The organism is Cellulosimicrobium arenosum, from assembly GCF_014837295.1.
In the GTDB taxonomy this organism is placed as follows: domain Bacteria; phylum Actinomycetota; class Actinomycetes; order Actinomycetales; family Cellulomonadaceae; genus Cellulosimicrobium; species Cellulosimicrobium arenosum.
On sequence record NZ_JACYHB010000009.1, the window covers coordinates 97,517 to 121,866 of the forward strand.

Annotated in this window: 23 protein-coding genes and 1 tRNA gene; 17 read left to right on the forward strand and 7 right to left on the reverse strand. The window is 72.1% G+C overall.

Annotated elements, in window-relative coordinates:
- Positions 1-33 precede the first annotated feature (33 nt).
- From gmd to IF651_RS11975, 13 genes are all read left to right on the forward strand, one after another.
- Positions 34-1,062: a GDP-mannose 4,6-dehydratase gene (gene gmd / locus IF651_RS11915; protein ID WP_191829343.1), complete on the forward strand. Its 1,029-nt coding sequence runs from the start codon at positions 34-36 to the stop codon at positions 1,060-1,062.
- Positions 1,059-2,075, forward strand: a complete 1,017-nt coding sequence (locus IF651_RS11920; RefSeq protein ID WP_191829344.1) for a GDP-L-fucose synthase family protein — start codon at positions 1,059-1,061, stop codon at positions 2,073-2,075. The genes gmd and IF651_RS11920 overlap by 4 nt, the downstream gene beginning before the upstream one ends.
- Positions 2,062-3,357, forward strand: coding sequence for a glycosyltransferase family 4 protein (locus IF651_RS11925; RefSeq protein WP_191829345.1), 1,296 nt, complete (start codon positions 2,062-2,064; stop codon positions 3,355-3,357). The genes IF651_RS11920 and IF651_RS11925 overlap by 14 nt, the downstream gene beginning before the upstream one ends.
- Entirely contained in the window at positions 3,354-4,406 is a 1,053-nt protein-coding gene (locus IF651_RS11930; protein ID WP_191829346.1) for a glycosyltransferase, read from the forward strand. Before IF651_RS11925 ends, IF651_RS11930 begins: the two co-directional genes overlap by 4 nt.
- Positions 4,403-5,641 (forward strand): polysaccharide biosynthesis protein, encoded by a 1,239-nt coding sequence (locus IF651_RS11935; protein ID WP_191829347.1) that lies wholly within the window; start codon positions 4,403-4,405, stop codon positions 5,639-5,641. The genes IF651_RS11930 and IF651_RS11935 overlap by 4 nt, the downstream gene beginning before the upstream one ends.
- A complete protein-coding gene (locus IF651_RS11940; RefSeq protein WP_191829348.1) occupies positions 5,638-6,768 on the forward strand; it encodes a hypothetical protein in 1,131 nt (376 codons plus the stop codon). The genes IF651_RS11935 and IF651_RS11940 overlap by 4 nt, the downstream gene beginning before the upstream one ends.
- Entirely contained in the window at positions 6,765-8,243 is a 1,479-nt protein-coding gene (locus tag IF651_RS11945) for a hypothetical protein (RefSeq protein ID WP_191829349.1), read from the forward strand. Before IF651_RS11940 ends, IF651_RS11945 begins: the two co-directional genes overlap by 4 nt.
- Entirely contained in the window at positions 8,240-9,379 is a 1,140-nt protein-coding gene (locus IF651_RS11950; RefSeq protein WP_191829350.1) for a glycosyltransferase, read from the forward strand. The genes IF651_RS11945 and IF651_RS11950 overlap by 4 nt, the downstream gene beginning before the upstream one ends.
- A complete protein-coding gene (locus tag IF651_RS11955; protein ID WP_191829351.1) occupies positions 9,366-10,046 on the forward strand; it encodes an LbetaH domain-containing protein in 681 nt (226 codons plus the stop codon). Before IF651_RS11950 ends, IF651_RS11955 begins: the two co-directional genes overlap by 14 nt.
- Entirely contained in the window at positions 10,033-11,625 is a 1,593-nt protein-coding gene (locus IF651_RS11960) for a tyrosine-protein kinase domain-containing protein (protein ID WP_191829352.1), read from the forward strand. The genes IF651_RS11955 and IF651_RS11960 overlap by 14 nt, the downstream gene beginning before the upstream one ends.
- Positions 11,626-11,694: 69 nt before the next feature.
- Positions 11,695-13,011 (forward strand): UDP-glucose dehydrogenase family protein, encoded by a 1,317-nt coding sequence (locus IF651_RS11965; RefSeq protein WP_191829353.1) that lies wholly within the window; start codon positions 11,695-11,697, stop codon positions 13,009-13,011.
- Between the two features lie 128 nt (positions 13,012-13,139).
- Complete coding sequence (locus IF651_RS18040; RefSeq protein ID WP_191829354.1) at positions 13,140-13,535, forward strand: CAP domain-containing protein; 396 nt, start codon at positions 13,140-13,142, stop codon at positions 13,533-13,535.
- Positions 13,536-13,605: 70 nt separating this feature from the next.
- Positions 13,606-14,217 carry a hypothetical protein gene (locus IF651_RS11975; protein ID WP_191829355.1) on the forward strand — a complete coding sequence of 204 codons (612 nt, stop codon included), beginning with the start codon at positions 13,606-13,608 and terminating at the stop codon, positions 14,215-14,217.
- 22 nt (positions 14,218-14,239) lie between these two features.
- Here IF651_RS11975 and IF651_RS11980 read toward each other — a convergent pair whose 3' ends face one another.
- From IF651_RS11980 to IF651_RS11995, 4 genes are all read right to left on the reverse strand, one after another.
- Positions 14,240-15,475 (reverse strand): FAD-dependent oxidoreductase, encoded by a 1,236-nt coding sequence (locus IF651_RS11980; RefSeq protein ID WP_191829356.1) that lies wholly within the window; start codon positions 15,473-15,475, stop codon positions 14,240-14,242.
- Between the two features lie 372 nt (positions 15,476-15,847).
- Positions 15,848-15,924 (reverse strand) — tRNA-Pro (locus IF651_RS11985).
- A 133-nt stretch (positions 15,925-16,057) separates the two neighbouring features.
- Complete coding sequence (locus IF651_RS11990; RefSeq protein ID WP_338403925.1) at positions 16,058-16,942, reverse strand: metallophosphoesterase; 885 nt, start codon at positions 16,940-16,942, stop codon at positions 16,058-16,060.
- 44 nt (positions 16,943-16,986) lie between these two features.
- On the reverse strand, positions 16,987-19,341 hold the full coding sequence (locus tag IF651_RS11995) for a transglycosylase domain-containing protein (protein ID WP_191829357.1): 2,355 nt from the start codon (positions 19,339-19,341) through the stop codon (positions 16,987-16,989).
- 109 nt (positions 19,342-19,450) lie between these two features.
- Here IF651_RS11995 and IF651_RS12000 point away from each other — a divergent pair, with 109 nt between their 5' ends.
- A complete protein-coding gene (locus tag IF651_RS12000) occupies positions 19,451-19,615 on the forward strand; it encodes a Sp36 family protein (protein ID WP_191829358.1) in 165 nt (54 codons plus the stop codon).
- Positions 19,615-20,124 carry an Atu1372/SO_1960 family protein gene (locus tag IF651_RS12005; RefSeq protein WP_191829359.1) on the forward strand — a complete coding sequence of 170 codons (510 nt, stop codon included), beginning with the start codon at positions 19,615-19,617 and terminating at the stop codon, positions 20,122-20,124. Before IF651_RS12000 ends, IF651_RS12005 begins: the two co-directional genes overlap by 1 nt.
- Positions 20,125-20,165: 41 nt before the next feature.
- Here IF651_RS12005 and IF651_RS12010 read toward each other — a convergent pair whose 3' ends face one another.
- Positions 20,166-20,843 (reverse strand): Crp/Fnr family transcriptional regulator, encoded by a 678-nt coding sequence (locus IF651_RS12010; protein WP_338403926.1) that lies wholly within the window; start codon positions 20,841-20,843, stop codon positions 20,166-20,168.
- A gap of 109 nt (positions 20,844-20,952) precedes the next feature.
- Between IF651_RS12010 and nth the strand changes: the two genes are divergently transcribed.
- On the forward strand, positions 20,953-21,669 hold the full coding sequence (nth, locus tag IF651_RS12015) for an endonuclease III (protein ID WP_191829360.1): 717 nt from the start codon (positions 20,953-20,955) through the stop codon (positions 21,667-21,669).
- Between the two features lie 7 nt (positions 21,670-21,676).
- On the opposite strand, the gene IF651_RS12020 is transcribed toward nth, so the two are convergent.
- Both IF651_RS12020 and IF651_RS12025 read right to left on the reverse strand, forming a co-directional pair.
- Complete coding sequence (locus IF651_RS12020) at positions 21,677-22,615, reverse strand: alpha/beta fold hydrolase (RefSeq protein ID WP_191829361.1); 939 nt, start codon at positions 22,613-22,615, stop codon at positions 21,677-21,679.
- Positions 22,612-23,367 carry a response regulator transcription factor gene (locus IF651_RS12025; protein ID WP_191829362.1) on the reverse strand — a complete coding sequence of 252 codons (756 nt, stop codon included), beginning with the start codon at positions 23,365-23,367 and terminating at the stop codon, positions 22,612-22,614. Before IF651_RS12025 ends, IF651_RS12020 begins: the two co-directional genes overlap by 4 nt.
- 223 nt (positions 23,368-23,590) lie before the next feature.
- Here IF651_RS12025 and IF651_RS12030 point away from each other — a divergent pair, with 223 nt between their 5' ends.
- A complete protein-coding gene (locus IF651_RS12030; protein ID WP_191829363.1) occupies positions 23,591-24,325 on the forward strand; it encodes a hypothetical protein in 735 nt (244 codons plus the stop codon).
- Positions 24,326-24,350: the final 25 nt, after the last annotated feature.

Below are 24,350 nucleotides of genomic sequence, written 5' to 3' on the forward strand. Positions count from 1 at the left end.
GCAGCACCCAGTGACGACGAACGGGGCAGGCAGATGAAGAAGGCACTGGTCACCGGGATCACCGGCCAGGACGGCTCCTACCTCGCAGAGTTCCTGCTCCGCAAGGGCTACGAGGTCCACGGGTTGATCCGCCGTGCGTCGACGTTCAACACCGCACGGATCGACCACCTCTACCAGGACCCCCACCAGGAGGACGCGCGGCTCTTCCTGCACTACGCGGATCTGTCCGACGGCGCGCGGCTCGTCACGCTCCTCTCGCAGATCCGCCCCCACGAGGTCTACAACCTCGCCGCGCAGTCGCACGTACGCGTGTCGTTCGACGAGCCGGAGCACACCGCGGACACGACCGGGACCGGTGCGATCAGACTCCTGGAGGCAGTCCGCCTCGCAGGCATCGACACGCGCTACTACCAGGCGTCGTCCTCCGAGCTGTTCGGTGCGACTCCTCCGCCGCAGAGCGAGATCACCCCGTTCTACCCGCGGTCGCCGTATGCCGCCGCGAAGCTCTACGCGTACTGGATCACGAAGAACTATCGCGAGGCGTACGACCTCTTCGCCGTCAACGGCATCCTCTTCAACCACGAGTCGCCACGGCGTGGCGAGACGTTCGTGACGCGCAAGATCACGCGTGCGGTCGCCGCCATCCACGCGGGGACGCAGGAGGACCTGTACATGGGCAACCTCGACGCGATCCGCGACTGGGGCTACGCGGCCGAGTACGTCGAGGGCATGTGGCGGATGCTGCAGGCGGACGAGCCCGACGACTTCGTGCTGGCCACGGGGATCGGGATGAGCGTCCGGGACTTTCTCGAGGCGTCGTTCTCCCATGTCGGGCTCGACTGGCGGGACCACGTGCGCTTCGACGAGCGCTACCTGCGCCCGACAGAGGTGGACGCGCTCATCGGTGACCCCAGCAAGGCTCATGCCGACCTCGGGTGGAAGCCGGCCGTCGACGGCCGAGAGCTCGCCCGGATCATGGTGGAGGCGGACCTCGAGCTGCTCCAGCACGCCGGCTCGCCCTGGATCGACCGCGTCGCTCTCGCCACCTGGGACGCGGCATGACGGGCCACGGCGACGACCGCGACCGGGTCTCCTACGCACCGGCGCCGCTGGACCGGGACGCCACGTTCTACGTCGCAGGTCATCGAGGTCTGGTCGGCTCGGCCATCTGGCGGCGGTTGGAGTCGGCCGGGTTCGGGCGTCTCCTGGGCCGCTCCTCGGCGGAGCTGGACCTCACCGACCGCGATGCCGTCCTCGACCTCTTCCGCGAGCACCGACCTCGATACGTGGTGGTCGCCGCGGCGAAGGTGGGCGGCATCTTGGCGAACGCCACGTACCCGGTGGACTTCCTCAGCGAGAACCTGCGCATCCAGGTGAACGTCCTCGACGCGGCGCGCGCGTACGAGGTGGAGCGGCTCCTCTTCCTGGGTTCGTCCTGCATCTACCCGCGGCTCGCCCCGCAGCCCATCGTCGAGGAGTCGTTGCTCACCGGCCACCTGGAGCCGACGAACGACGCGTACGCGATCGCGAAGATCGCAGGCATCCTCCAGGTCCAGGCGGTGCGGCGTCAGGACGGCCTGCCGTGGATCTCCGCCATGCCGACGAACCTCTACGGTCCCGGGGACAACTTCTCCCCCGCCGGGTCCCACGTCCTCCCGGCCCTGATCCGGCGCTACGACGAGGCCGCCGCGTCGCGCGCACCCAGCGTCACCAACTGGGGGACCGGCTCGCCGCGCCGTGAGTTCCTCCACAGCGACGACATGGCGGACGCGTGCCTGCACCTCCTCGAGCACTACGACGGTCCTACGCACGTCAACGTGGGCACCGGCACGGACGTGACGATCCAGGAGGTCGCCGCCACGATCGCCGGCGTCGTCGGCTACGAGGGCGAGACGCTCTGGGACCGGACCAAGCCCGACGGGACGCCGCAGAAGCTCCTCGACGTCGCGCGGCTCCGGTCGACAGGGTGGACCGCGTCGATCGGGTTGGAGGAGGGCCTCGCCTCGACCGTCGAGTGGTACCGCTCGAGCACGAGGACCGGGAGCAGGACGGCGGCATCACATGTCGGGGCCTGAGGTGGGGAGCACGCTCGGCGGTCGCCGCATCACCGTGGTCGGGACCAACTATGCGCCCGAGACCACGGGGAACGCCCCGTACACGAGGGCGCTCGCCGTCGCGCTGGCGGACGCCGGCGGTGACGTGCGTGTCGTCACCGGGGTGCCGCACTACCCGCAGTGGCAGGTGACCGATCCGCGCTACACGAGGGGCAGCGTGTGGGCAGAGGTGATCGACGGCGTGCCGGTCACGCGCGTGCGGCACGTCGTGCCGGCGCGACCGGGAGTCGCGGGCCGCGGCGCCTTCGAGGCGACCTTCTTCTCGAGGGCGCTGCAGGTGGTGCGCAGGCAGCCGGCGGACCTCGTGATCGCCGTGACGCCCATGCTCTCCGGCCTGGCGGCAGCGACGTTCTCGGGCGCTCGCGCGCGAGCCGTGCTCGTGCAGGACCTGACGGGCAACGGCGCCTCTCAGTCGGGAGCCGCCGGCCCGCAGATCGGTCGGGCCCTCGGTCGGGTCGAGTACGCCATGCTCCGACGGTGCGCCCGCGTCGGGGTCATCACCGAGAGGTTCGAGGACGTCCTCGTCGCGAAGGGGGTCGACCCGTCGCGGATCGACGTGCTGCCCAACTTCTCGCACGTCGAGCGCACGGCCACCGACAGGCTCGCTGCGCGGCGCGCCCTGGGCTGGAACCCGGGGGACTTCATCGTCGCGCACACCGGGAACATGGGGATGAAGCAGGGACTCGAGAGCGTGGTGGATGCCGCGATTCTCGCGGAGCACGTCGGGCCGCCGGTGAAGTTCGTCCTCGTCGGCGACGGGAACCAGCGTGTCGCCCTCGAGCAGCGCGGGCGGAGCGCGAGCCGTCTTGATCTCGTCCCTCCGGTGACCGCCGAGCAGTACCCGGCGGTCCTGGCTGCGGCGGACGTCCTGCTGGTCAACGAGAAGCCGGGCGTGGTCGAGATGTCCATGCCCAGCAAGCTCACGTCCTACGCGGCCGCCCGCCGGCCGGTCCTCGCTGCCGTCGAACCGGGGAGCATCACGCACTCCTTCCTGACGGAGCACGATGCGGCGCTGGTCGTGCCGGCCGGTCGGCCCGGAGAGCTCCTGGACGCCGTGCTCGAGCTGGCCGCCGGCGAGAAGGAGCGGGACGACCTGGCGCACCGGATCGGACGGCTCTACGACACGGTCTACAGCAGGGAGGCCGCCGAGCGTCGATACGTCGAGTTCGCCGGCCGAGCGCTCGGGGTCTTCCCGAGTCGCACGACCGACACCGCCCGTCCGTCCACCAGGGCGGCGGCGTGACCGCGGGCGAGCGGACAGGGCCGGTGGTCTCGGTCGTCGTACCCGTGCACGACGACGCCGAGCATCTCCCCGCGTGCTTCGCCCAGCTGGACGCCCTCATCTACGAGAACCTCGAGGTGGTGCTCGTCGACGACTGCTCCGTCGACGACTCCGGGCGACTCATGCGCGAGTACGCCGCGAGCCGTCCGCACGTGCGGGTCATCTCGTCGGACGTGGTCCGTGGTGTCGCGCGGGCACGGAACACCGCTCTGGCGGAGGCGAGCGGCTCGTACATCTGGCTGACCGACTGCGACGACACGTGGTCGCCCGAGATCGTCTCCCGGCTGGTCGAGGCCGCAGAAGCAGCTCGGGCCGACGTGACGATGTGCGACGCCGAACGCGTCGTCGCGGACACCGGTGCACGGAGCGTCATCGCCGACTCCGTCAGCGGGGCGGCCGACGGGGCCGAGCTCCTCGCGCAGCTGCTCACCGGCCGTGTGAAGGGACACCTGTGGAACAAGCTCTTCCGCGCGGACGTGCTCGGCACCGACCCGTTCCCGCTGACGCGTGCGCACTCGGACCTGGGCGGGATGCTCACGCTCGCGGGGAGCGTAGGGCGGATCGCGACCGTTCGCGCCGTCCTCTACACCTACAGGGTGCGGGCGGGGAGCATCCTCAACTCGGCGACGTACTCGTGGACCGATCTGCCGACCTGTCTCGAGCAGGCGTGCGCAGCCGTGGGCGCACTGCCGCAGGCCACCGGTCGGCGCCTGTCTCCGGCGCTCGACGCCTTCGCCCTGCGTGCGGTCCATCTGCCGCTCGCCAACGAGGTGCTGCGCCGGGACGGCCCGTCGGACGTGCTCGTCCGAGCCCGCGCAGGCATCCGGCGCTTGCTCGTGCCGTCGCGGTTGGTGAGGAGCATGCGTCTGGTGGGTACGGGCACGCTCCTGCGAGCCGTCCTGCTCTGTGCCGCGCCACGGTGGTACGCGTCGCTCTACCGGCAGCACCGGGCGCGTCGCTGGGGTCGGACGGACGCCTTCCGGCTCGCGACCGGCGGAGCCCGACCGTGAGCACCGTGGTCGCGCCGCGGGCGATGGTGAAGGACTATGCGGGTGTCCTCGGAGGTCGCGTGCTCGCGGCGCTCCTGCAAGCGCTCACCTTCGTCCTCCTCGCGCGTGCCGCCGGCCCGGGCGACTTCGGACTGGTCGTCGCGACCACCGGTGCGACGACGGCGGTCTCGGCAGCCTTCGGCTTCGGCTTCGGCCCGTACCTCGCCCGGATACGGTCCCTCCGGCCCGACTCGACCGTGGTCGGGGACCTGGTCCGGCAGAACAACCGGACGAGCGTCGTCCTCGGTGCTGCAGCGCTCGTGGCGTTCGTCGCGCTCGGGCTGCTCGACCCCCGGTTCTGGGCGCTCGCGCCGCTCGCGCCGGCGCTCGTCGCCCAGCGCAGCTCCGCGGTCTGGCAGGGGTTGGCGGTCGCGGACGAACGCACGCGGCTCTTCGGCGCTGCCCTGTCGCTGCGTCGCCTCGTCCTGCTCGTGGGCCTGGGGCTGCTCCTGGCAGCCGGGGTCGACACGCTGCTCTCGTTCGCCATCGCCTCCGTGGTCTCGGAGTCATCGGTCAACCTCTTCCTCCGCCGTCGGCTGGCGTCCTCGGTTCCTGCGGGAGAGGGGCGGACCCTTCGCCCGCTCGTCCGCGAGGCCGTCCCGTTCTGGATCGAGACGATCGCGGGGCAGCTGCGCAACCTCGATGTCCTGGCGGTCACCGTCGCGGGCGGGACGGTGGCGGCAGGCATGTTCGCCGCGGCATCCCGTGTGAGCTCCGTGGTGAACCTCGTCCCCAGCACCCTCGCGACAGTTCTCATGCCCCGGGTGTCGAGATACGGGATGTCGCAGCGGCGTGCGACGGCTGCCGCCGTCACCGTGGGAACGGGCTTCATGGCAGTGGTCCTGGCCGGGATCGTCGTACTCGCACCGTGGGCGGTGCCGGTCGTGCTGGGCGACGCGTACACGTCGGCGGTGCCTGTGCTGCAGGTGTACTGCTGCGGCCTGCTCGTGCTGGCGTTCGTGACGATGATCAACGCGGTCCTGCAGGGTGCCGGTCTCGCTCGGGTCGTCGGTCGTGCGTCGATGATCGGCGCCGCGGCGATCATCGTCGGCGTCGCGGCAGGGGCGGCGACCGGCGGAGCCGTGGGCGCGAGCATCGGCTACAGCGCGGCATGGATCGTCCAGCTCGTCGTCCTCGCCGTCATGGTCCGCGCCGTGACCCGGCGCACGGCGCTATCACCGGAGGAGGATCGATGACCGTCGAGCAGGGTGGGACGCGGACGTTCATGGTCCTGTCGGGACCGTTCCGCAACGTGGGTGACACGATCATCCGACGACGGGGGATCCAGTGGCTCCAGGCCGCGGGCACGCCCCACGTGTACGTGGGTGCGGGTCGCGAGCGCTGGGTGGCGGACGTGGTGCCGGACGGCGACGTCGTGGTGCACACGCGGTTCACGGCGTGGCTGCGGGCCCTGCTGCGCACCCCTCGTCGGTCGCGCGCCCTGGCCCTCGAGCCGGGTGAGTTCTCCACCGACCACCGGTTCGCGCGGCCGGTGCTCGCCGCCGCCGTGCTGGCCGTCGTCGTCCGCCTGACCGGTGGCCGGGTCCTCCAGCTTCCTCGCGCGCTCGCGGCCTCGTCACCGGGGTGGGGTGCCGTGTACGGCGTCGCCGTCCGGGTGGCCGACATCGCCCTGTGGCGCGAGGAGCGGAGCGCGACCCGCTTCCGTCGAGGGAGCCTCGTCCCCGACATCGCCTTCGACGACCCCCTGGCCGACCCTGCGGGCTCCGCGTCCCGGAGCCTTCTCACGATCTCGCTGCGAGGAGACCGGGAGCCCGTCGACGCGCGCTGGTTCGACGCCGTCCGTGGTGCCGCAGCGGACCTCGGTCTCCAGCCCTGCGTGGTGGTCCAGGTCGAGAGCGACGGACCGCGGGCGACCGAGATCGCCGCCGAGCTGGACGCCGAGCTGGTCTCGTGGCCCGCGCAGGTGAGCTCGAGCGAGCAGGAGGAAGCACTGCGCAGCGTCTATCGGCGGACCGCGATCACCGTCAGCGATCGTCTCCACGTCCTGGTCGTCGCGGCGGTCGAGGGGTCGCTCGTCGCCCAGGTCGCGGTGCGTCCGACGACGAAGATCGAGAGGCACATGCTCGCTGCCGGTGTGCCGTGCCCGAGCTTCGACACGGGGCGCGACTCCGCCGCCGTCGTCAGGGAAGGGCTCTCGTCGCTCGCCTCGCAGCGGGAGGACGTGCTCCGACGCGTAGGGATCGCGCGAGAGAAGGCGGCATGGGTGCGGAGAGCGTCGACCACGACGCTGCGCGGACGCCCGACCTTCGGCATCGCGGAACGGCCCGTGACCGGTTCCCTGGTCGAGGAGCCGACGACGTGACCCGGCCGACGACCCTCCTCCGTCCGCTCGTCGGCGAGCTCTCGGCACGAGACGATCCGCCGCTGGTGCTGCGACGCGAGCGACCGGCCTCCACCCTGCTCGATGCCCTCGCGCCGACGACCGGCATCGGGATCGGCGTCGGCGTCCCTCTCGTGCTGGTGGCCACGTTCGAGATCGACGCGAGCCGCCTGCCCTTGCTCCTCGTGACCGCGATCGCCGGCTGGCGGCTCTCGTGGACCACGTTCAGGTCGAGCGGTGGCATCGTCCAGCCCTTCTTCTACCTGTACTTCTTCCTCTTCCTGGGTGTGGCCCCTCTCGTGCAGCTCGGCGTCGGCCGCCTGCCGTGGAGCGTGGTGCCCGACGACGGCTCGGTGCGGACGGCCGCGATGGTCGTCCTGCTGGCTCTGCTGGCGCACGAGGTGGGCAACCTGGTCGGTAGGGGGAGAGCGTCGCGACCACGCCCACCCACCCCGGTCCGGCGCGTGCTCGATGCGCGACGGGTACGCCTCCTGCTCACACTGGCTCTCGTCCTGTACGCCATCGCCATCGCGCGACTCGGCGGGCCGGGGGCACTCTTCTCCAGCCGCTTCGAGCGGGGAGAGACCCTCTACGGCACCCGGGCGTCCGAGGCCGATTCCCTCGGGATCCTCCTGTCCGTCGCGACGACCGCCGTGGTGTTCGTCGCCGCGTACGCGAGCGTGCTGGTCGCCAAGCGCTCCCGGTCCGCCGGGCAGCGGGTCGTCGCGCTTCTCGCAGTGCTCCTGGCGGTGACCCTGACCAATCCGGTCTCGTCCGCCCGGTATCACGTCGGAGTGGTCTGGGGAGGCCTGCTCATCGCCGTCCTCTGGCCGCTCACGCGGCGAAAGGTGGCGGCGCTCATGATCGCGTTCACCGCCGGTCTCGTCGTCGTCTTCCCGCTGCTGAACCTGTTCCGGACCGCGACGACGCGCGACTCCGACGGCCCGTCGACCGCCGTGCTCGGTACCGTCGACTTCGACTCCTTCCAGATGGCGGCCACGGCGGTGAGCTATGTGCGACTCGCCGGGTACCAGCTCGGAGAGCAGCTCCTCGGCGCGGTGACCTTCTGGGTCCCTCGCAGTCTCTGGCCCGGGAAGCCGCAGGGGTCCGGGAGCATCCTGGGCGAGTCGTTCGGCTTCCCGATCACGAACCTGTCGACGCCGCTGCCTGCGGAGCTGTACCTCGACGGCGGGCTCGTCCTCGTCGTCGTGGTGCTCGTGGTCTACGGGTTGCTCGGCGTTCGGGCCGACGCGCACGTGGAGAGCCGCACCATGTCCTGGACGGGACTCTTCGTGCCCGTCTTCGCCATCTACCAGGTGATCCTCCTGCGCGGGTCGCTGCTCCAGGCGATGATGCTGATCTCCCTCATCGCTGGTGCACTCTGGTTCGCCACGGCGCGCGTCGCCAGGCCGGACGACGCGGGGCCACGACCTGCCGATCGACGGGAGGTCCCGTGAGAGTGCTCCAGATCGTCACGCTGGTCAGCGCCGACGGGGCGTACGGAGGCCCCCTCACCGTCGCCCGGCTCCAGTCCCAGGAGCTGGCCCGCCGGGGCCACTCCGTGCACCTCGTCGCCGCGCGGGACACGGCGGGTGCGCTGGCTGCGCAGTCGTACCGGGTGACGCTCGCGGACGTGGCGTTCCGGCTCCCCGTGGGTCAGCACAGCGGCATCGTGGCGCCCGGTGTCCTCGCGGCGACAGGTCGGCTGCTGCGGGGAGCCGACGTCGTCCACGTCCACCTCGCTCGCGACCTCGTCACGCTGCCTGCGGCGGTCTCGACGCTCGGCAGCAGGACTCCGCTCGTCGTCCAGACGCACGGGATGGTCAAGCCCGACCCGCGCGCGAGCGCCTCTGCCCTCGACACCCTGGTGATGGGGCCCGTGCTGCGGCGTGCCGACGAACGGCTCGTCCTGACGACGGCGGACGCGGAGAACGTGCGGGCGGTCGCCGGCGCACCGCTGGCGACCCGTCGGATCCCGAACGGGGTCCCTGTCGCGAGCGGCGGCGCACGATGGGTCCCCGAGCACGAGCAGGAGGTGGTCTTCTGCTCGCGGTTGCACCCGCGGAAGCGCCCGGACGAGTTCGTGCGTCTCGCGCACGAGATGCGGGGACGCGGCTACCGCGGTCGGTTCACCGTCCTGGGTCCCGACGGCGGGAGCCTGGGTGCCGTGCGATCGCTCCGGGCGGAGCTCGCCGTCGACGACCTCGACATCGCCGGTGCCGTACCGCCGGACGACGTCGCAGCCCGGCTGTCGAAGGCCCAGGCGTTCGTGCTCCCGAGCCGGGACGAGCCCTATCCGATGGCCCTTCTCGAAGCGATGTCCCTCGGGCTGCCCTCGGTCATCAGCCGGACCACCGGGGTGTCCGAGCTGTTCGAACGGACGCGCGCGGCACTGGTGACGGACGCGAGCGCTGCGCAGATGGCCGACGCGCTGCTGCCGGTGCTGCGGGACGAGCGCCGGTGGGCCGAGCTCGCGCGCCGTGCCAGGTGCCAGGTCCAGGAGACGAACGGCATGGGTCGGGTGGGAGACGTGCTCGACGAGGCGTACCGCGCGGCGCGCGACGAAGGAGTGAGGCATCGTGGACAGCACTGAGGCACCTCCGGTCATCGACCTGGGAGCGGTGCCGGAGGCAGAGGTCGGCTGGGGCCGCTCGGCGCTCGTCGTCGCGCTGTGGCGCATCGTCGAGAGAACGCTGGTCACGAGCTCGGTCCAACCGAGCTCGGCGGTCCGTCGGGCGGCGCTGCGCGTCTTCGGCGCGGAGATCGGCCCGAGGGTGATCGTGAGGCCGCGGGTCCGTGTCCGCTTCCCGTGGAACCTGAGCGTCGGAGCCAACAGCTGGATCGGTGAAGGTGTCTGGATCAGCAACCGGGAGCGAGTCACCATCGGTCGGGACGCGGTCCTCTCGCAGGAGACGTTCGTGACGACGGGGAGCCACGCCCATCGCAGCGACATGAGAGTCGTCGCGTCACCCGTGACGATCGACGACGGGGCCTGGGTGACCGCGCGGTGCGTCGTCCTGGGCGGTTCCGTCGTCGGTCGTTCGGCTCTCGTGACACCGATGACGGTGGTCCAGGGCCGCGTGCCTGCAGGCAGCATGTTCGGCGCGCCGCCACCGAGGATCTTGGGCGACCGTTTCGCGGCACCCGGTACGCCACGGGGAGCACGAGCGCGCGGGCAGGAGACGCGAGACCATGGGACGGGCAGCCGGCCGGTCGCGGCGAGCCCGCGGGGGAAGCAGGGGGACGATGGAACTTCGTGACTACGTGAACATCATCGTGAAGCGGTGGCCTGTCGCCGTCGTCGTCGCGTTGACGGGTGTCCTTCTCGCCGGCGCGGTCTCCTTGGCGGCCACGCCGACCTACTCGGCGCGGTCGCAGGTGTACGTGTCGGTCCAGGGCTCGGACAGCACGACCGATCTCCTGCAGGGTTCCAACTTCACGGTGCGTCAGGTGAAGTCGTACACGGAGCTCGTCTCGACCCCGCGCGTGCTCGATCCGGTGATCGAGGAGCTGGGACTCGCCGACGACGCCGCGTCGCTCGCGGAGCGGGTCGGCGCGGAGTCTCCGCTCGACACGTCGCTCATCAACGTCACCGCCACCGACGAGTCCCCACGGCTCGCCGCCGACGTCGCGAACGCGGTGGCAGGGTCGCTGGCGGACGTGGTCGCCGAGCTCGAGACGCCTGCGGCCGGCGGCGACTCCCCGGTGCAGATCAGCACGGTGCGCACGGCGACGGTGCCGCAGTCGCCGTCGTCTCCGAACCTCCGGCTGAACCTGGCGCTCGGCCTCGTGGTGGGTCTCGCGCTGGGGATCGGTCTGGCGGTGCTCCGCGAGCTCTTGGACACGCGCATCCGGTCGGCCGCCGACGTCGAGGCCGTCGCGAGCGCCCCCGTGCTGGGCATCATCGGGTACGAGGAAGACGCTCCCGACCACCCGCTCATCGTGCAGGAGTCGCCACAGGCGCTCCGCGCCGAGGCGTTCCGGCGACTTCGTACCAACCTCCAGTTCCTCGAGCTCGACCAGCGCGCACGAACTTTCGTCATGACGTCGGCACTGGCGGGGGAGGGCAAGACCACCACGAGCATCAACCTGGCGATCACGCTCGCCGACGCAGGACAGCGCGTCGTGCTCGTCGACGCGGACCTGCGTCGGCCCTCCGTCGCGAAGTACATGGGGATCGAGGGGTCGGTCGGCCTCACGACGGTCCTCATCGGCAGGGTCGCGCTCGAGGACGCCGTGCAGCCGTGGGGGAGCGGGACGCTCGACGTCGTCGCGGCGGGGCAGGTCCCGCCCAACCCGAGCGAGCTGCTGGGGTCGGAGGCCATGGCCGACCTCGTCGAGCGTCTCGGGACCGACTACGACGTCGTCGTGATCGACTCGCCGCCGCTCCTCCCGGTGACCGACGCCGCCATCCTCGCCCGGCGCTCGGGCGGCGCCATCCTCGTCACGGGTGCGGGCACGGTGCACCGCCAGCAGGTGGAGGGTGCGGTCGCGGCGCTGGAGACGGTCGGGGCCAGACTCCTGGGCGTCGTCGCCAACCGCGTCCCGCTCAAGGGCGCGGGCTCCGGCTCGTACGGGTACTCGTACTACGAGTACACCAGCCGGCCGGTGCAGCCGGCGCGGCGGCGGGCGGAGCCCGCGCACGGGAGCCGGCGGAGCCTTCGCAGGCTGCTCCGGACCGACCGACAGGCCCCGCCGTCGTCGGCACCGGACGGGCCGGCCCCGGCAGACGCCGCGCCGGCCGAGATGCCCGCGGCAGAGCGCGTGCCCGCGGGGTCGTCCCCGTTCGTGCCCACGACGTCGTTCGACGAGGTCGTCGCGCCCCGCACCGGGCGCTGAGTACCACCGGCCGCAATGCGGCCACCGTGGCACGCAGGGGGTGTGCCACGAATCAGTGCAGGGGGAGACATGAAGATCTCGGTCATCGGTTGCGGCTACCTCGGCGCCGTCCACGCGGCGTGCATGGCGACGCTCGGCCACGACGTCGTCGGCGTGGACGTCGACGCGGGCAGGGTGGCGGAGCTGACTGCCGGCCGCGCACCCTTCTACGAGCCCGGACTGCCGGACCTGCTCGCCGAGGCGGGCGCGACCGGACGGATCACGTTCACCACGGACGTCATGGCAGCTGCCGACGCGGCCGTGCACTTCCTGTGCGTGGGCACTCCGCAGCGCGCCGACTCCTACGCGGCGGACCTGACGTACGTCGACGCCGCGTTTCGTTCCTTGCTGCCGCATCTCGGCCCCGAGGCGCTGGTGGCGGGCAAGTCCACGGTGCCCGTCGGCACCGCGGACCGTCTCGCCGCGGAGCTGTCCGGCGTCCGACCGGACGCCGCCCTGGTCTGGAACCCGGAGTTCTTGCGCGAGGGGTTCGCGGTCCAGGACACGCTGCGTCCTGACCGCCTGGTCTACGGGGTGCCCGACGACGATGCGCGGGGACGTGCTGTCGACCTCCTCGACGAGGTGTACGCGACACCGATCGCGGAGGGCACGCCGAGGCTCGTGACGGACCGGCCGACGGCAGAGCTCGTCAAGGTCGCGGCCAACTCGTTCCTCGCGACGAAGATCTCGTTCATCAACGCGATGGCGGAGCTGTGCGAGGTCGCGGGCGGAGACGTCACGCAGCTCGCCGACGCGATCGGTCTCGACGAGCGGATCGGTCGCCGGTTCCTCAACGCCGGGCTGGGCTTCGGTGGGGGATGCCTGCCCAAGGACATCCGCGCCTTCATGGCGCGTGCCGAGGAGCTGCACGCGGACCCCGCGGTCGGCTTCCTGCGCGAGGTGGACTCGATCAACCTGCGGCGCAGAGAGCGCATGGTCGACCTGACGGTCGGCGTGCTCGACGGGCGTCCGCTCGCAGGCGCACGGATCGCGGTGCTCGGCGCGGCCTTCAAACCCGACAGCGACGACGTGCGGGACTCCCCGGCCCTCGACGTCGCGGAACGTCTGCACGCCCGGAGCGCGCGCGTCGTGGTGACCGACCCGCAGGCGGTCGCGAACGCGCGCCGCAAGGCACCGCACCTGCGCTACGCGGACTCCGTCGAGGAGGCGGTCGACGGCGTGGACGCGGTCCTGGTCCTCACCGAGTGGCGCGAGTACCGCGATCTCGACCCCGGCAAGCTCTTCGGGCTCGTCGCCGCGCCGCGCGTGGTCGACGGCCGCAACGCGCTCGACGCCGACACCTGGCGCGCGGCCGGGTGGGTCTATCGAGCCCTCGGGAGGCCGTGAACGTGCTCCGGAGGGCTGCGGTCCGGGTGACGCTATGCGTCGCGCTCGTCGCGGGCTGTGGGGTGCAGGACCCCCGGCATGATGCGCCGCGCGGGGGGAGCGGGCCGCCGTCGGGCGAAGACGCGCTCGTGCTCGAGCCGACGGATCCGGCGCGCTACGCCGCGCTCGTCGTCTCGGAGACGAACGAGCTCCGTGCCGGCACGGACTCCCCGGAGCTGACGACCGACGTCTGCGCCACCGAGGCGGCGACGGCCCGGGCCGAGCAGCTCGTGGGGCGGTCGGAGCTCGACCACGCCCCGCTGGACGACGTGATCGCGTCGTGCGCACCACCCGGGGGCACTGCGGCGGAGAACCTCAGCCGCGCCGCGGCGAGCCCGGCGCAGGTCGTGGAGGCCTGGGACGGTTCGCCGGGGCACCGCGCGAACCTGCTCGACCCGGCGCTGACGCGGGTCGGCGTCGGGTGCGTGGTCGACACGACGACGGGGCCAGAGCAGATGCTCTGCTCGCAGGTCTTCCTCGGCTGAGGCAGCGAGGCGCCGAGGAGTCGGTCCGTCGACACGCCGTGAGATTGCTGCCTCCCGCTAGAGTGTGCGCGTGCTGAGCATGGACGAGGTCGTCGAGCGGGCCGCGCGGACCCGGCGTCGCCGACGAGCGGCGGTCTGGATCGCCGCCGTCCTGGCGGTGCTGGTGCTCCTCGGCGTCGTCGTCTGGCAGGTCGTCGCACGCACGGCACGTCTCGAACCCGGTTCCCTGAGCTGGTGGGATGGGCCGACGGTCGCGTCGTGCGCGATCCGCGACGACGAGCCGGCGGCGAACGTGGTCGGGTCGCAGGACCCCGAGGCGCGTGTCGTCTACTCCGTGCGGAACCCGAACAGGGTCGCCGTCCGGCTCACCGCAGGCGACGACGTGCTGCGCTTCCAGCGTGAGCTGTTCGACCCGACCGGGGACTTCCAGGGCGCCCCGTCGGAGGACCTGGTGGACAGTGTCGTCGTCCCGCCGGGGGAGGAGGCGTTCGTCCAGCTCGAGCCCGACATGTCCGGGTCGTGGATCTCTGGTAGCTACGTGTCCCTGTCGCTGGGGTTCGACGTGCTGGGGATCGAGCGGAGCGAGAGCCTGGCGATCGACCCGGTGGTGCTGCTCGTGAACGGGTCGAGCGCGGACGCCACGCTCGTCGCGGAAGCCACCCTCGAGGGCTGCGGGACCTAGCCCGCGGGGTAGCAGCGTGCACTCACGAGGTGAAGCCTTCGAGCTCCGCCCGCTCCACCGGGCCGTCGCGCAGGATCAGGGCCTTGACGTCGTCCATGCGTTCCCACACGTTGACGGCCATCGCGGCCTCGACCCGGCCGTCCGAGACCCAGAACGCGACGAGCTCGTGGTCGGCGACCGAGCCGCTGACCACGAGCTCGTCGTAGGCCTCGGGGCCGGCGACGAACCCGAGGTACTCCATGCCGACGTCGTACTGGTCGGAGAAGAAGTAGGGCAGCTCCCGGTACGGCTCGGCGGCGCCGAGCATCGCGCGCGCGGCGTGCGGGCCCTGGTTGAGCGCCGTCGCCCAGTGCTCGACCCGGATCGACCGTCCGTAGCGGGCAGACGGCACGCTCGCGACGTCGCCGGCGACGAACACGTCCGGGTCGGTGGTCTGGAGCGTCGCGGACGCGACGATCCCGCCCGTCGCCGAGTCGAGCCCGAGGCCGGCGGCCGCCGCGGTCCCGACGTTCGGCGCCGCGCCGACGGCGACGAGCACGACGTCGGCCTCGACGTGGGTCCCGTCCGCGAGCGCCACCCCGGTGGCGCGGCCCCGGACGCCCGTGATCGCCGTCGCCTCGGCGCGCCGGTGCAGGTGCACCCCGCGCTCCGCGTGGAGCTGCCCGTAGAGCTCGCCCATCTCCGGGCCCAGGACGCGCTCGAGCGGGTGGGCACCGCGCCCGACGACGCTCACGTCGAGTCCCTTCGACCGCGCGGACGCCGCGACCTCGAGCCCGATCCACCCGTCCCCGACGATCGCGAGGCGCCCTGCACCCGTGCGCGACGACGTGTCGAGCGCGGCAGCGAGCCGCTCGCTGTCGTCGACCGTGCGCAGGCTGTGCACACCGTCCAGGTCGGTTCCCGGGACGGGGGGAGTGCGCGGTGCGGAGCCGGTCGCGAGCAGCAGGCGGTCGTACGCCAGGCTCCGCCCGTCGTCGAGCGCGACGCGGTGCGCGGCCGGGTCGAGTCCCGCCGCGGTCACCCCGGTCAGGAGCTCGACGTCGTGGTCGGCGTACCAGGCCGCGTCGAGCGGGAAGATGCTCTCGCGCCCCACCTCGCCACGCAGGTAGTCCTTCGACAGCGGGGGTCGTTCGTACGGCCGGTGCCGCTCGTGCCCGACGACGGTCAACCCGCCTCCGTAGCCCTCCTCGCGGAGCGTCTCGGTGGCCTTGGCGGCGGCGAGCCCGCCCCCGACGACGACGACGTTCTCGATGCTCACGGCAACCTCCAGGTGGCGGGCGGTCGTCTCAGTCTGGTAGCCCTGGTCCGCGCGCGCCCGGCGTAGGGTCGTCAGGCGTCGAGCCCGGCCCGCCACGTGTCGAGGAGCCGTGCGACTGCGCGCGTGTGTGAGCGTGGCGGACCGCGGAAGCGTGGTGACGATCGAGCAAGTCTGCCCGGGCCCGAGGACCGCCCATCGTGTGGCGCGCACGCGTCGAACGCATCAAGCCTCCGGCCCGGCCCGGCCCGGCCCGGCCCGGCCCGGCCCGGTGCGGTGCGGTGCGAGGTCGAGCCGGACGCAGCCCAGCCAGGGGAGCGGGAACGACAAGAGGCTCTCTGCGCAGCGTTTCCGCTGCTCAGAGAGCCTCTTGGTTGGTCGGGGTGACAGGATTTGAACCTGCGACCTCGTCGTCCCGAACGACGCGCGCTACCAAGCTGCGCCACACCCCGAGTGCCGACCACGCGTCGTCGGGCACCGCGAACGATGCTCTTCTGCGTGGGAAGCCTGCTCAGAATAGCCCACGGGTGGCCCTAGGACGAAACCGGCCCGTGGTGACGTGGACGACGCTCGCGGACCGCCCTCTCAGCGGGCCGTCAGCGTCAGGAGCGTGGCCTCCGGACGGCACGCGAACCGGAACGGCGCGTACGGCGACGTCCCCGCGCCGGCCGAGACGTGCAGCCACGTGGAGCCCTCGCCGCCCGGCTCGTCGGGGCGCGCACCGGGCCACCCGTGCAGGCCCTTCGCCCGGCCCCGATCGAGGTCGCAGTTGGTGACGAGCGCGCCGAACCCCGGGACGCACAGCTGTCCCCCGTGCGTGTGGCCGGCGAGCACGGCGTCCGCGCCGTCGGCGTGCATCGCGTCGAGCACGCGGCGGTAGGGGGCGTGCGTGACGCCCAGGCGCAGCGTCGGGACGTCACTCGTCGAGCCCGTGGTGCCGGGCTCGGGGAAGACGTCGCGGTCGAGGTGGGGGTCGTCGACCCCGACGAGGTCGAGCTGCACGCCGCCGACCCGGAGCGAGTCCCGTCGGTTCGTCAGGTCCACCCAGCCCGCACGGGAGAACGCGGCCGCGAGCTCCGCCGCCGGAAGGGTCGGGGGCGAGCTCGTGAGCGGGGACCTGGCGTCGGGCAGGAGGTACCTCGCCGGGTTCTTGGGCTGTGGCGCGTAGTAGTCGTTCGAGCCCATGACGAACATGCCGGGCGCACGCTCGAGCAGCGGTTCCAGGGCGGACAGCAGCGGGGCGAGCGCGTCCCGGTGGGCCATGTTGTCGCCCGTGTTCACGACGAGGTCGGGCTCGAGGTCGCCGAGGGCATGCACCCAGGCGATCTTGCGCTGCTGCGACGGGACGAGGTGCAGGTCCGAGACGTGGAGCACCCGCAGATCGCGCGCACCCGGCGGGAGCACCGGCACCGTGACGTCACGGACGGTGAAGAGCTTCGTCTCCAGGTGCGCGTAGGCGAGACCGCCCACGGCCGCCGCGGCGAACGCACCGACGGCCCGGGCCGCGTGCGGGTTCAGCCGTTCCCCCCGACGAGGTCGTCGAGCAGACCGCCGAGGTCGCCGGCGTCGCGACCGACGCCGTTCCCGCGGTCGCCGCGGTCACCGCCGTCGCGACCCCCTCCGTTGTCGCCGCCGCCGCCGTCGTCACCGCCGCCGCCGTCGTCACCGCCGCCGTCGTCGTCACCACCGCCGCTGTCACCGCCGTCGTCACCGCTGTCCGCGGTGGGCCTCGGCGGCGGGGCCGGCGCGTTGACCTTGTTCCAGTCGGGGGCGCCGAACTCCTTGGCGGGCTCGCCCTTGAGGGCGCTGTCCATGTAGGCCTTCCACGTCGGCGCGGCCAACGTCGAGCCGAACCACCACCGCTGGAACTCGCCGTTGATCGTGAAGTCGCGCATCTCGACGTCGTTCTCGGCGTTCCCGATCCAGACGGCCGTCGAGACCTGGGGGGTGAAGCCCAGGAACCAGGTGTGCCGGTTGAGCTGGGACGTCCCGGTCTTGCCGGCCGACGGCCGACCGTCGAGCTGCGCCGCCTTGCCGGAGCCCTGCGTCATGACGTTGGTGAGCGCGTAGGTGACCGTGTTCGCGACCTCGGGGTCGAGCGCGTTCTTGTCGCACTTGGCCGCGGGGACGTCGAGCTCGTCACCGGAGGAACCCACGACCTTGGTGATCGCGAGCGGCTGGCAGTAGGTGCCCCCGCTGGCGAACGTGGCGTAGGCGGCAGCCATCTGCAGCGGTGAGGAGTTCTGCGTGCCGAGCACCATGGACGGCACCATGGTGACGCCGCTCTCCTTCTGGTCCGTGATGGACGGCTGGTACCCGATCGACTCCGCGGTCGACTTGATGTCGCACAGGCGCAGCTTGCTCTCCATGTCGGCGTACGCCGTGTTGATGGAGTTGTACGTCGCCTCCAGGGCCGTGATGCTGCCCTTGCTGTCGATGCCGTCGGAGTTGCCGGGCTGCCAGGGCGTTGCCTCGTTGGGCACGTGCGCGCCGCAGAAGTCGAAGTCGGAGTTGTTCCACGCGCGGCTGTTGGCGTTGACCCGCTCGTAGAGCGAGTGGCCCTGCTTGAGCCATTCCGCGAGGACGAAGGGCTTCCACGACGACCCGGGCGAGAACCCGTTCGACGACCCGTGCGCCTGGTCGACGCTGTAGTTCACCGCCGTCGTGTTCGGCTCCGGCTCCTCGGTCGCGTCGTAGCCACGGTTCTGCGCCATCGCCAGGATCTTCCCGGTCCCGGGCTCGACGGACACGATCGCGTCCTCGATCTTGCTCGGGTCGTCGGGCGGGACGGCCTTCTTGGCCTGCTTCTCGGCCGCCTTCTGCATGGCCGGGTCGAGCGTCGTGTAGATGTTGAGCCCACCGCGGTACAGCAGCGCCGTGCGGTCGTCCTGCGTCTCGCCGAAGGTGGGGTCCGAGATGATGACCTTCGTGACGTAGTCGCAGAAGAACGCGGCGCCGCCGGCGGCCTGGCAGCCCACCTCGACCGGCTTGACCTTGAGGGTGTCGGCGATCGGCAGCGCGCGGCTCTCGTCGTACTCGTCCTTCGTGATGAACCCCTGCTGGTACATCGTGTTGAGGACGGTGTTGCGTCGGCTCTGCGCCTTCTCGGGGTTGCGCGTCGGGTCGTACGACCCGGGGGCCTTGGTCACTCCCGCGATCGTCGCGGCCTCCACCGCGTTCAGGTCCTTCGAGCTCTTGCTGAAGTAGTGCTGGGACGCCGTCTCGACGCCGTAGACGGACGTACCGAACTGCGCGATGTTGAGGTACCCCTGGAGGATCTCCTCCTTGCTCATGCGCTTCTCGATCGAGATCGCCAGCTTCGCCTCGCGTGCCTTGCGGCTGAGGCTGTCCTCCTTGGCGGCCCAGATGCCGAGCTCGTCGTCATCGCGCACGGCCTGCTCGATGAGCACGTTCTTCACGTACTGCTGCGTGAGCGTCGAGGCACCCTGCGTCGGCTTGTCGAGGAGGTTGTTGACCGCCGCGCGCGGGATGCCCTCGATGTCGACCCCGCCGTGCTCCCAGAAGCGCTTGTCCTCGATCGCGACGACCGCGTCCTGCATGTAGGGCGAGATCTCGTCCAGCGGGACGACGATGCGGTTCTCCGTGTAGAACGTCGCGAGCTCGGTCTTGCCGTCGTTCGCGTAGATGCGCGACATCTCGGCCAGCGGACCGGGCTCGAGGTCCTCGGGGAGCTCGTCGAACACTTCGAGCGCGCTGTCCGTCGCGGTGTTCGCGCCGGCTGCGAGCGGGATGAACAGGCCCGCGGCGAGCACGCCGCCGACGCCGGACACGAGGACGAACGCCAGCAGCAGGGCGATCAACTGGTACGCGTTGATCTGCCGACCGCGTGGACGCACAGAGGAAGCCATGGTTCCACCCTAAAGGAGGGCCATGGGCGCGGCCCGGGTGCCGGCGGCGCAGCGGTGTGCGGGTTGTGTGAGCATCCCGTACATCCCTCTCGGCCGCTACGCTCGCCCCATGGCAACCACCTGGGAGTACGCGACCATCCCCCTGATCATCCACAACACGAAGGCGGTCCTCGACCAGTGGGGCTCCGACGGCTGGGAGCTCGTCCAGGTCGTCACCGGGCCCGACGGGAACGGGCTGGTGGCATACCTCAAGCGACCCACCGGGGACAAGTAGTGGACGCGGCACCGGCCGGCGCGGCGGGTTCGGCCCCCGGTACGGTCGCTGCGCGTCTCGCCGAGCTCGGCATCACCCTGCCCGGGGTCGCGAAGCCCGTGGCCGCCTACGTGCCGGCCGTCCGCACGGGTCGGTATGTCTGGACGTCCGGCCAGCTCGCGTTCGTCGACGGGGCTCTCCCCGCGACGGGCAAGGTCGGGCACGGCGAGGGCCTCGTCCCGCCCGACGACGCGGCGCACCTCGCGCGGTTGTGCGCGCTCAACGCGCTCGCCGCCGTGCACGACGTCGTCGGCTCCCTGGACCAGGTCGTGCGGGTCGTCAAGGTGGTCGGGTTCGTCGCGAGCGACCCGTCGTTCACCGGCCAGCCAGCCGTGGTCAACGGCGCGAGCACGATCCTCGGGGAGATCTTCGGCCAGGCGGGCGTGCACGCCCGCAGCGCCGTCGGGGTCGCCGTCCTTCCCCTGGACGCCCCGGTCGAGGTCGAGCTGGTCGTCGAGGTCGCCGACTGACCGGTGCCCGGCCCACGCCGGGCGCGTGCCCCCGGAGGGGGTCAGCGCGCGCGACGCTCCAGGCGGTCGAGGTCCAGCAGGACGACGGCGCGGCCCTCGCGCCGGACCCAGCCGCGGGTCGCGAAGTCGGCGAGCGCCTTGTTCACGGTCTCGCGCGACGCGCCGACGAGCTGCGCGAGCTCTTCCTGGGTGAGGTCGTGCGCGACGCGCACCCCCTCGTCGGTCTCCTCGCCGAACCGCGTCGACAGGTCGAGCAGGGCCTTGGCGACGCGTCCGGGGACGTCGGAGAACACGAGGTCCGCGAGCGTCTCGTTGGTGCGTCGCAGGCGGCGCGCCAGGGCCTCGAGCAGGTGCTTGGCGACGCTCGGGTGCTTCTCGATCCACGCGACGAGCTGCTCGTGGCCGAGCTCGTAGATGACGGAGTCCGCGACCGAGCTGGCGGTGGCGGTGCGCGGGCCCGGGTCGAACAGGGACAGCTCGCCGAACATCTCGCCCGGGCCGAGGATCGAGAGCAGGTTCTCGCGGCCGTCGTTCGAGCGACGGCCGAGCTTGATCTTGCCGGTCGCGATCACGTAGAGGCGGTCCCCGGGCTCGCCCTCGCGGAACAGCACGTCACCGCGGGTGAGCTCGACCTGCTGCATCGACTCGAACAGGGTGCGGGTCTCGTCCGCGTCCATCGTCGCGAACAGGGGTGCGGAGAGCACAACGTCGTCGTCCACGCGGAATCCTTCGTCTCGACCGACAATCTTCCAGGACAAGTCTGCCCTACCGCCGCAACTCCGGGCGCACGCGCGGGCCGGTGTCGGACCATGAGGCTAGCGTGGGGCTGTGAGCCACGCCGAACCCCGCGCCGTCGAGCCCGAGTCGCACCTGGCCCTGGTACGCCGGGCGCGGCGCACCGACCGTGCGCTCGCGCAGACGTATCCGGACGCGCACTGCGAGCTGGACTTCACGACCCCGCTCGAGCTCTTGATCGCGACGGTGCTCTCGGCGCAGACGACCGACAAGCGCGTCAACCTCACGACGCCCGAGCTGTTCGCGTCGTACCCCGACGCGGCGGCCTACGCGGGGGCCGAGAGGGCAGAGCTCGAGGACATCCTGCGCCCCACGGGGTTCTTCCGGGCCAAGACGCAGTCGGTGATCGGGATCGGGCAGGCGCTCGTCGACCGGTTCGGCGGGGAGGTCCCGGCACGTCTCGAGGACCTCGTCACGCTGCCCGGCGTCGGCCGCAAGACGGCGAACGTCGTCCTGGGCAACGCGTTCGGGATTCCCGGCCTCACCGTCGACACGCACTTCGGCCGGCTGGTGCGTCGTCTCGGCTGGACCGACGAGGAGGATCCGGTCAAGGTCGAGCAGGCCGTCGGGGAGCTCGTGGAGAAGAAGGAGTGGACCATGCTGTCCCACCGCCTGATATTCCACGGTCGGCGGGTGTGCTTCTCTCGACGGCCGGCGTGCGGTGCGTGCAGCATCGCGCGCTGGTGCCCGTCGGCAGGGATCGGGGAGACGGACCCGATCAAGGCGGAGAAGCTCGTCAAGACGGGCTGACGCCCTGTCAGTCGCGCGGAAGCCGCGCCAACCAGTCGAGCAGGATGTCGGCGACCTCGTCGGGTGCCTCCTCGGGAAGGAAGTGCCCGGCGTCGGGCAGGACCTCGAACCGGAAGTCGCGCGCGAGCGCTGCCCCGTCCGCGTCCGCGAGCTCGCGCCGGAGCAACCCGTCGCGCCCGCCGTGCACCTGCAGCGCGGGCACGTCCACCGGACGCCGCAGGGCGTTGCGGAAGCGGCGTCCGTCCGGACGCGGCGTCGACCGGACCGCCCAGCGCAGCGACTCCATCGCGGTGTGGGCGGCGAACGGGATGCGCATGGCCTCGCGGTAGCAGGCGACGACGTCGTCGTCGAAGGGGGAGGCCGCGCCGTCGGCGAGGAACCGGTCGACCATGTCGCCCTGCACGAGCGAACGTTCCGGCAGCGTCGGCACCTGGAAGAACGCGAGCCGCCGCCGCGCGACCGGCGTGAGCAGGCGCTGCGCCGAGACGTGCACGCGGACCGGGTGCGGCGCGGACAGCGCACCGACGCCGGCGGTGACCGCGGGCTGGAGGGCTGCCATCGCCCACGCGAGGGTGCCCCCGGTCCCGTGCCCGACGACGACCGCGCGGCTCGCCCCGAGCGAGCGGATCACGCCCGCGATGTCACGCGTCCGCGTCGGGGCGTCGTAGCCACGGGGAGGCTTGTCGGACGCCCCGACCCCGCGCACGTCCATGGCCGCGACCCGGTACCCCGCTGCGGCGAGGGGCTCGATCTGGTGACGCCACGCCCACCAGTACTGCGGGAAGGAGTGCAGGAGGACGACGAGGGGCGGCCCCGGGGAGCGCGGGCTGCGACCCGACGTGCCCGCGAGCGCGACGTGGAACCGGGCCCCGTTCGCCGGCACGAACTCGTGGCGCCACGGCCCGTCGGGTAGTGCGCAGGTGAAGTCGCTGGGGTCCGTCGTCACCCGGACGAACCCACCGGGGTGCCGGTGCCGTCGTCCGCCCTGACGCCGGAGGGCTCGGGGTCGGCCACGGGCCGACGTTCCTTCGGCGGATCGAACCGGTAGCCGACGTTGCGCACGGTCCCGATGAGCTGCTCGTGCTCGGGCCCGAGCTTGGCGCGCAGCCTCCGCACGTGCACGTCGACGGTACGGGTGCCCCCGTAGTAGTCGTAGCCCCACACCTCCTGCAGGAGCTGGGCGCGGGTGAACACGCGCCCCGGGTGCTGCACGAGGTACTTGAGGAGCTCGAACTCCTTGTAGGTCAGGTCGATCGGTCGGCCCCGCAGCCGCGCGGTGTATCCGCTCGCGTCGATGGCGAGCTCGCCCGCGGAGATCTCCTGCGGCGCGCTGTCGTTCGATCCCGCGGCCGAGCGCTCGACCACCAGGCGCAGCCGAGCCTCCACCTCCGCCGGGCCCGCGCTCTCGAGCAGGAGCTCGTCCGCGCCCCACTCCGCGGTCACCACCGTCAGCCCCCCCTCGGTCAGGACGAGGACGAGCGGCACGGTGAGCCCGGTCGCCTGCAGCAGGCGGCACGTCGTGCGCGCCGCGGCGAGGTCACGACGAGCGTCCAGCAGCACGATGTCCGAGTCCGGCGCGTCCACGAGCGCGGACGGTTCCATCGGGAGGACGCGGATGCGGTGCGAGAGCAGCCCGAGCGCGGGCAGGACCTCGACAGAGCCCCCGGTCGCGGGGGTGAGGATCAGCAGGTCCGCCATCCGGCACCTCCTTCTTCCGGGACCGGGCCGAAACCGTCCCGATCGTGCCGGTGCCGCCGTCGTGCGGCCCCGTCCGTGGTGGTTACCGTATCGCGTGACCGGGGTGGAGGTGGAAGCGTCTCAGCGTTCTGCGGACGTGGCCAGGACCGGATCTGCGAGACTCTGAGGCGTGCAGCCCGACCCGATCTCCTCGCCGACGCCCCGAGCGGGGTGCTGACCGCCCGTGGATCTCTCGACCCGCGCCGTCGTCACGGCGTGCCTGGCCGCCGGTGTCGCGGTCGCCGCATACTTCGGACCCGTACCGCTCGCCGCCGCGGCAGCCGCGCTCGCGCTCGTGGTCGCCGTCGGGTGGCCCCGGCTGCTCGACGTCCCCGTCCACGGCGGTACCCGCGTGGTCGTGGCGCTCGCCGGCCTCGGGGCCGTCGGCGCCACGGCCGCCACGCGGGGCGAGCCCGCGCTGCGTCACCTGCCGGTCGTGCTCGCGCTCGCCGTGGTGCTGGCGTTCGTCGCCGAGCTGCTGCGCCGCGACGGCCGCCCCCGGCTCGTCGAGTCGCTGAGCGGCACCGTGAGCGGCATCGTCGTCGCCACGTCCTGCGCCGGATGGATCGCGACCGGGAGGACCGACGCCGGCGCGTCCCTCGTCGTCACGTGCGCCGTGGCGCTCGCGATCGCGTCCGCCGTCTCGGCGCTCCCGCTGGGGCTGTGGGCGGGCGGGCTGGCGACGCTCGCGCTCGCCGTCGTCGCGGGCGGGGCCGTCGGTTGGGCGATGCCGGACCTGGACATGCAGAGCGGTGCCTGGTCGGGCGTGGTGGCAGGACTGCTGGTCGCGTCGCTCCACGCGTTGTTCGACCAGCTCCCGGACCTGCGCGGTCGCCTCGGCGCGCTCTCGGCGTCCGCGCTCCCGGTCGCGGTCGGGGGCACGCTGATCTTCGTCGTGGGGCGTGTCATCGTCGGGTGACTTCCGGACCGAGCCCTCCCGGCCG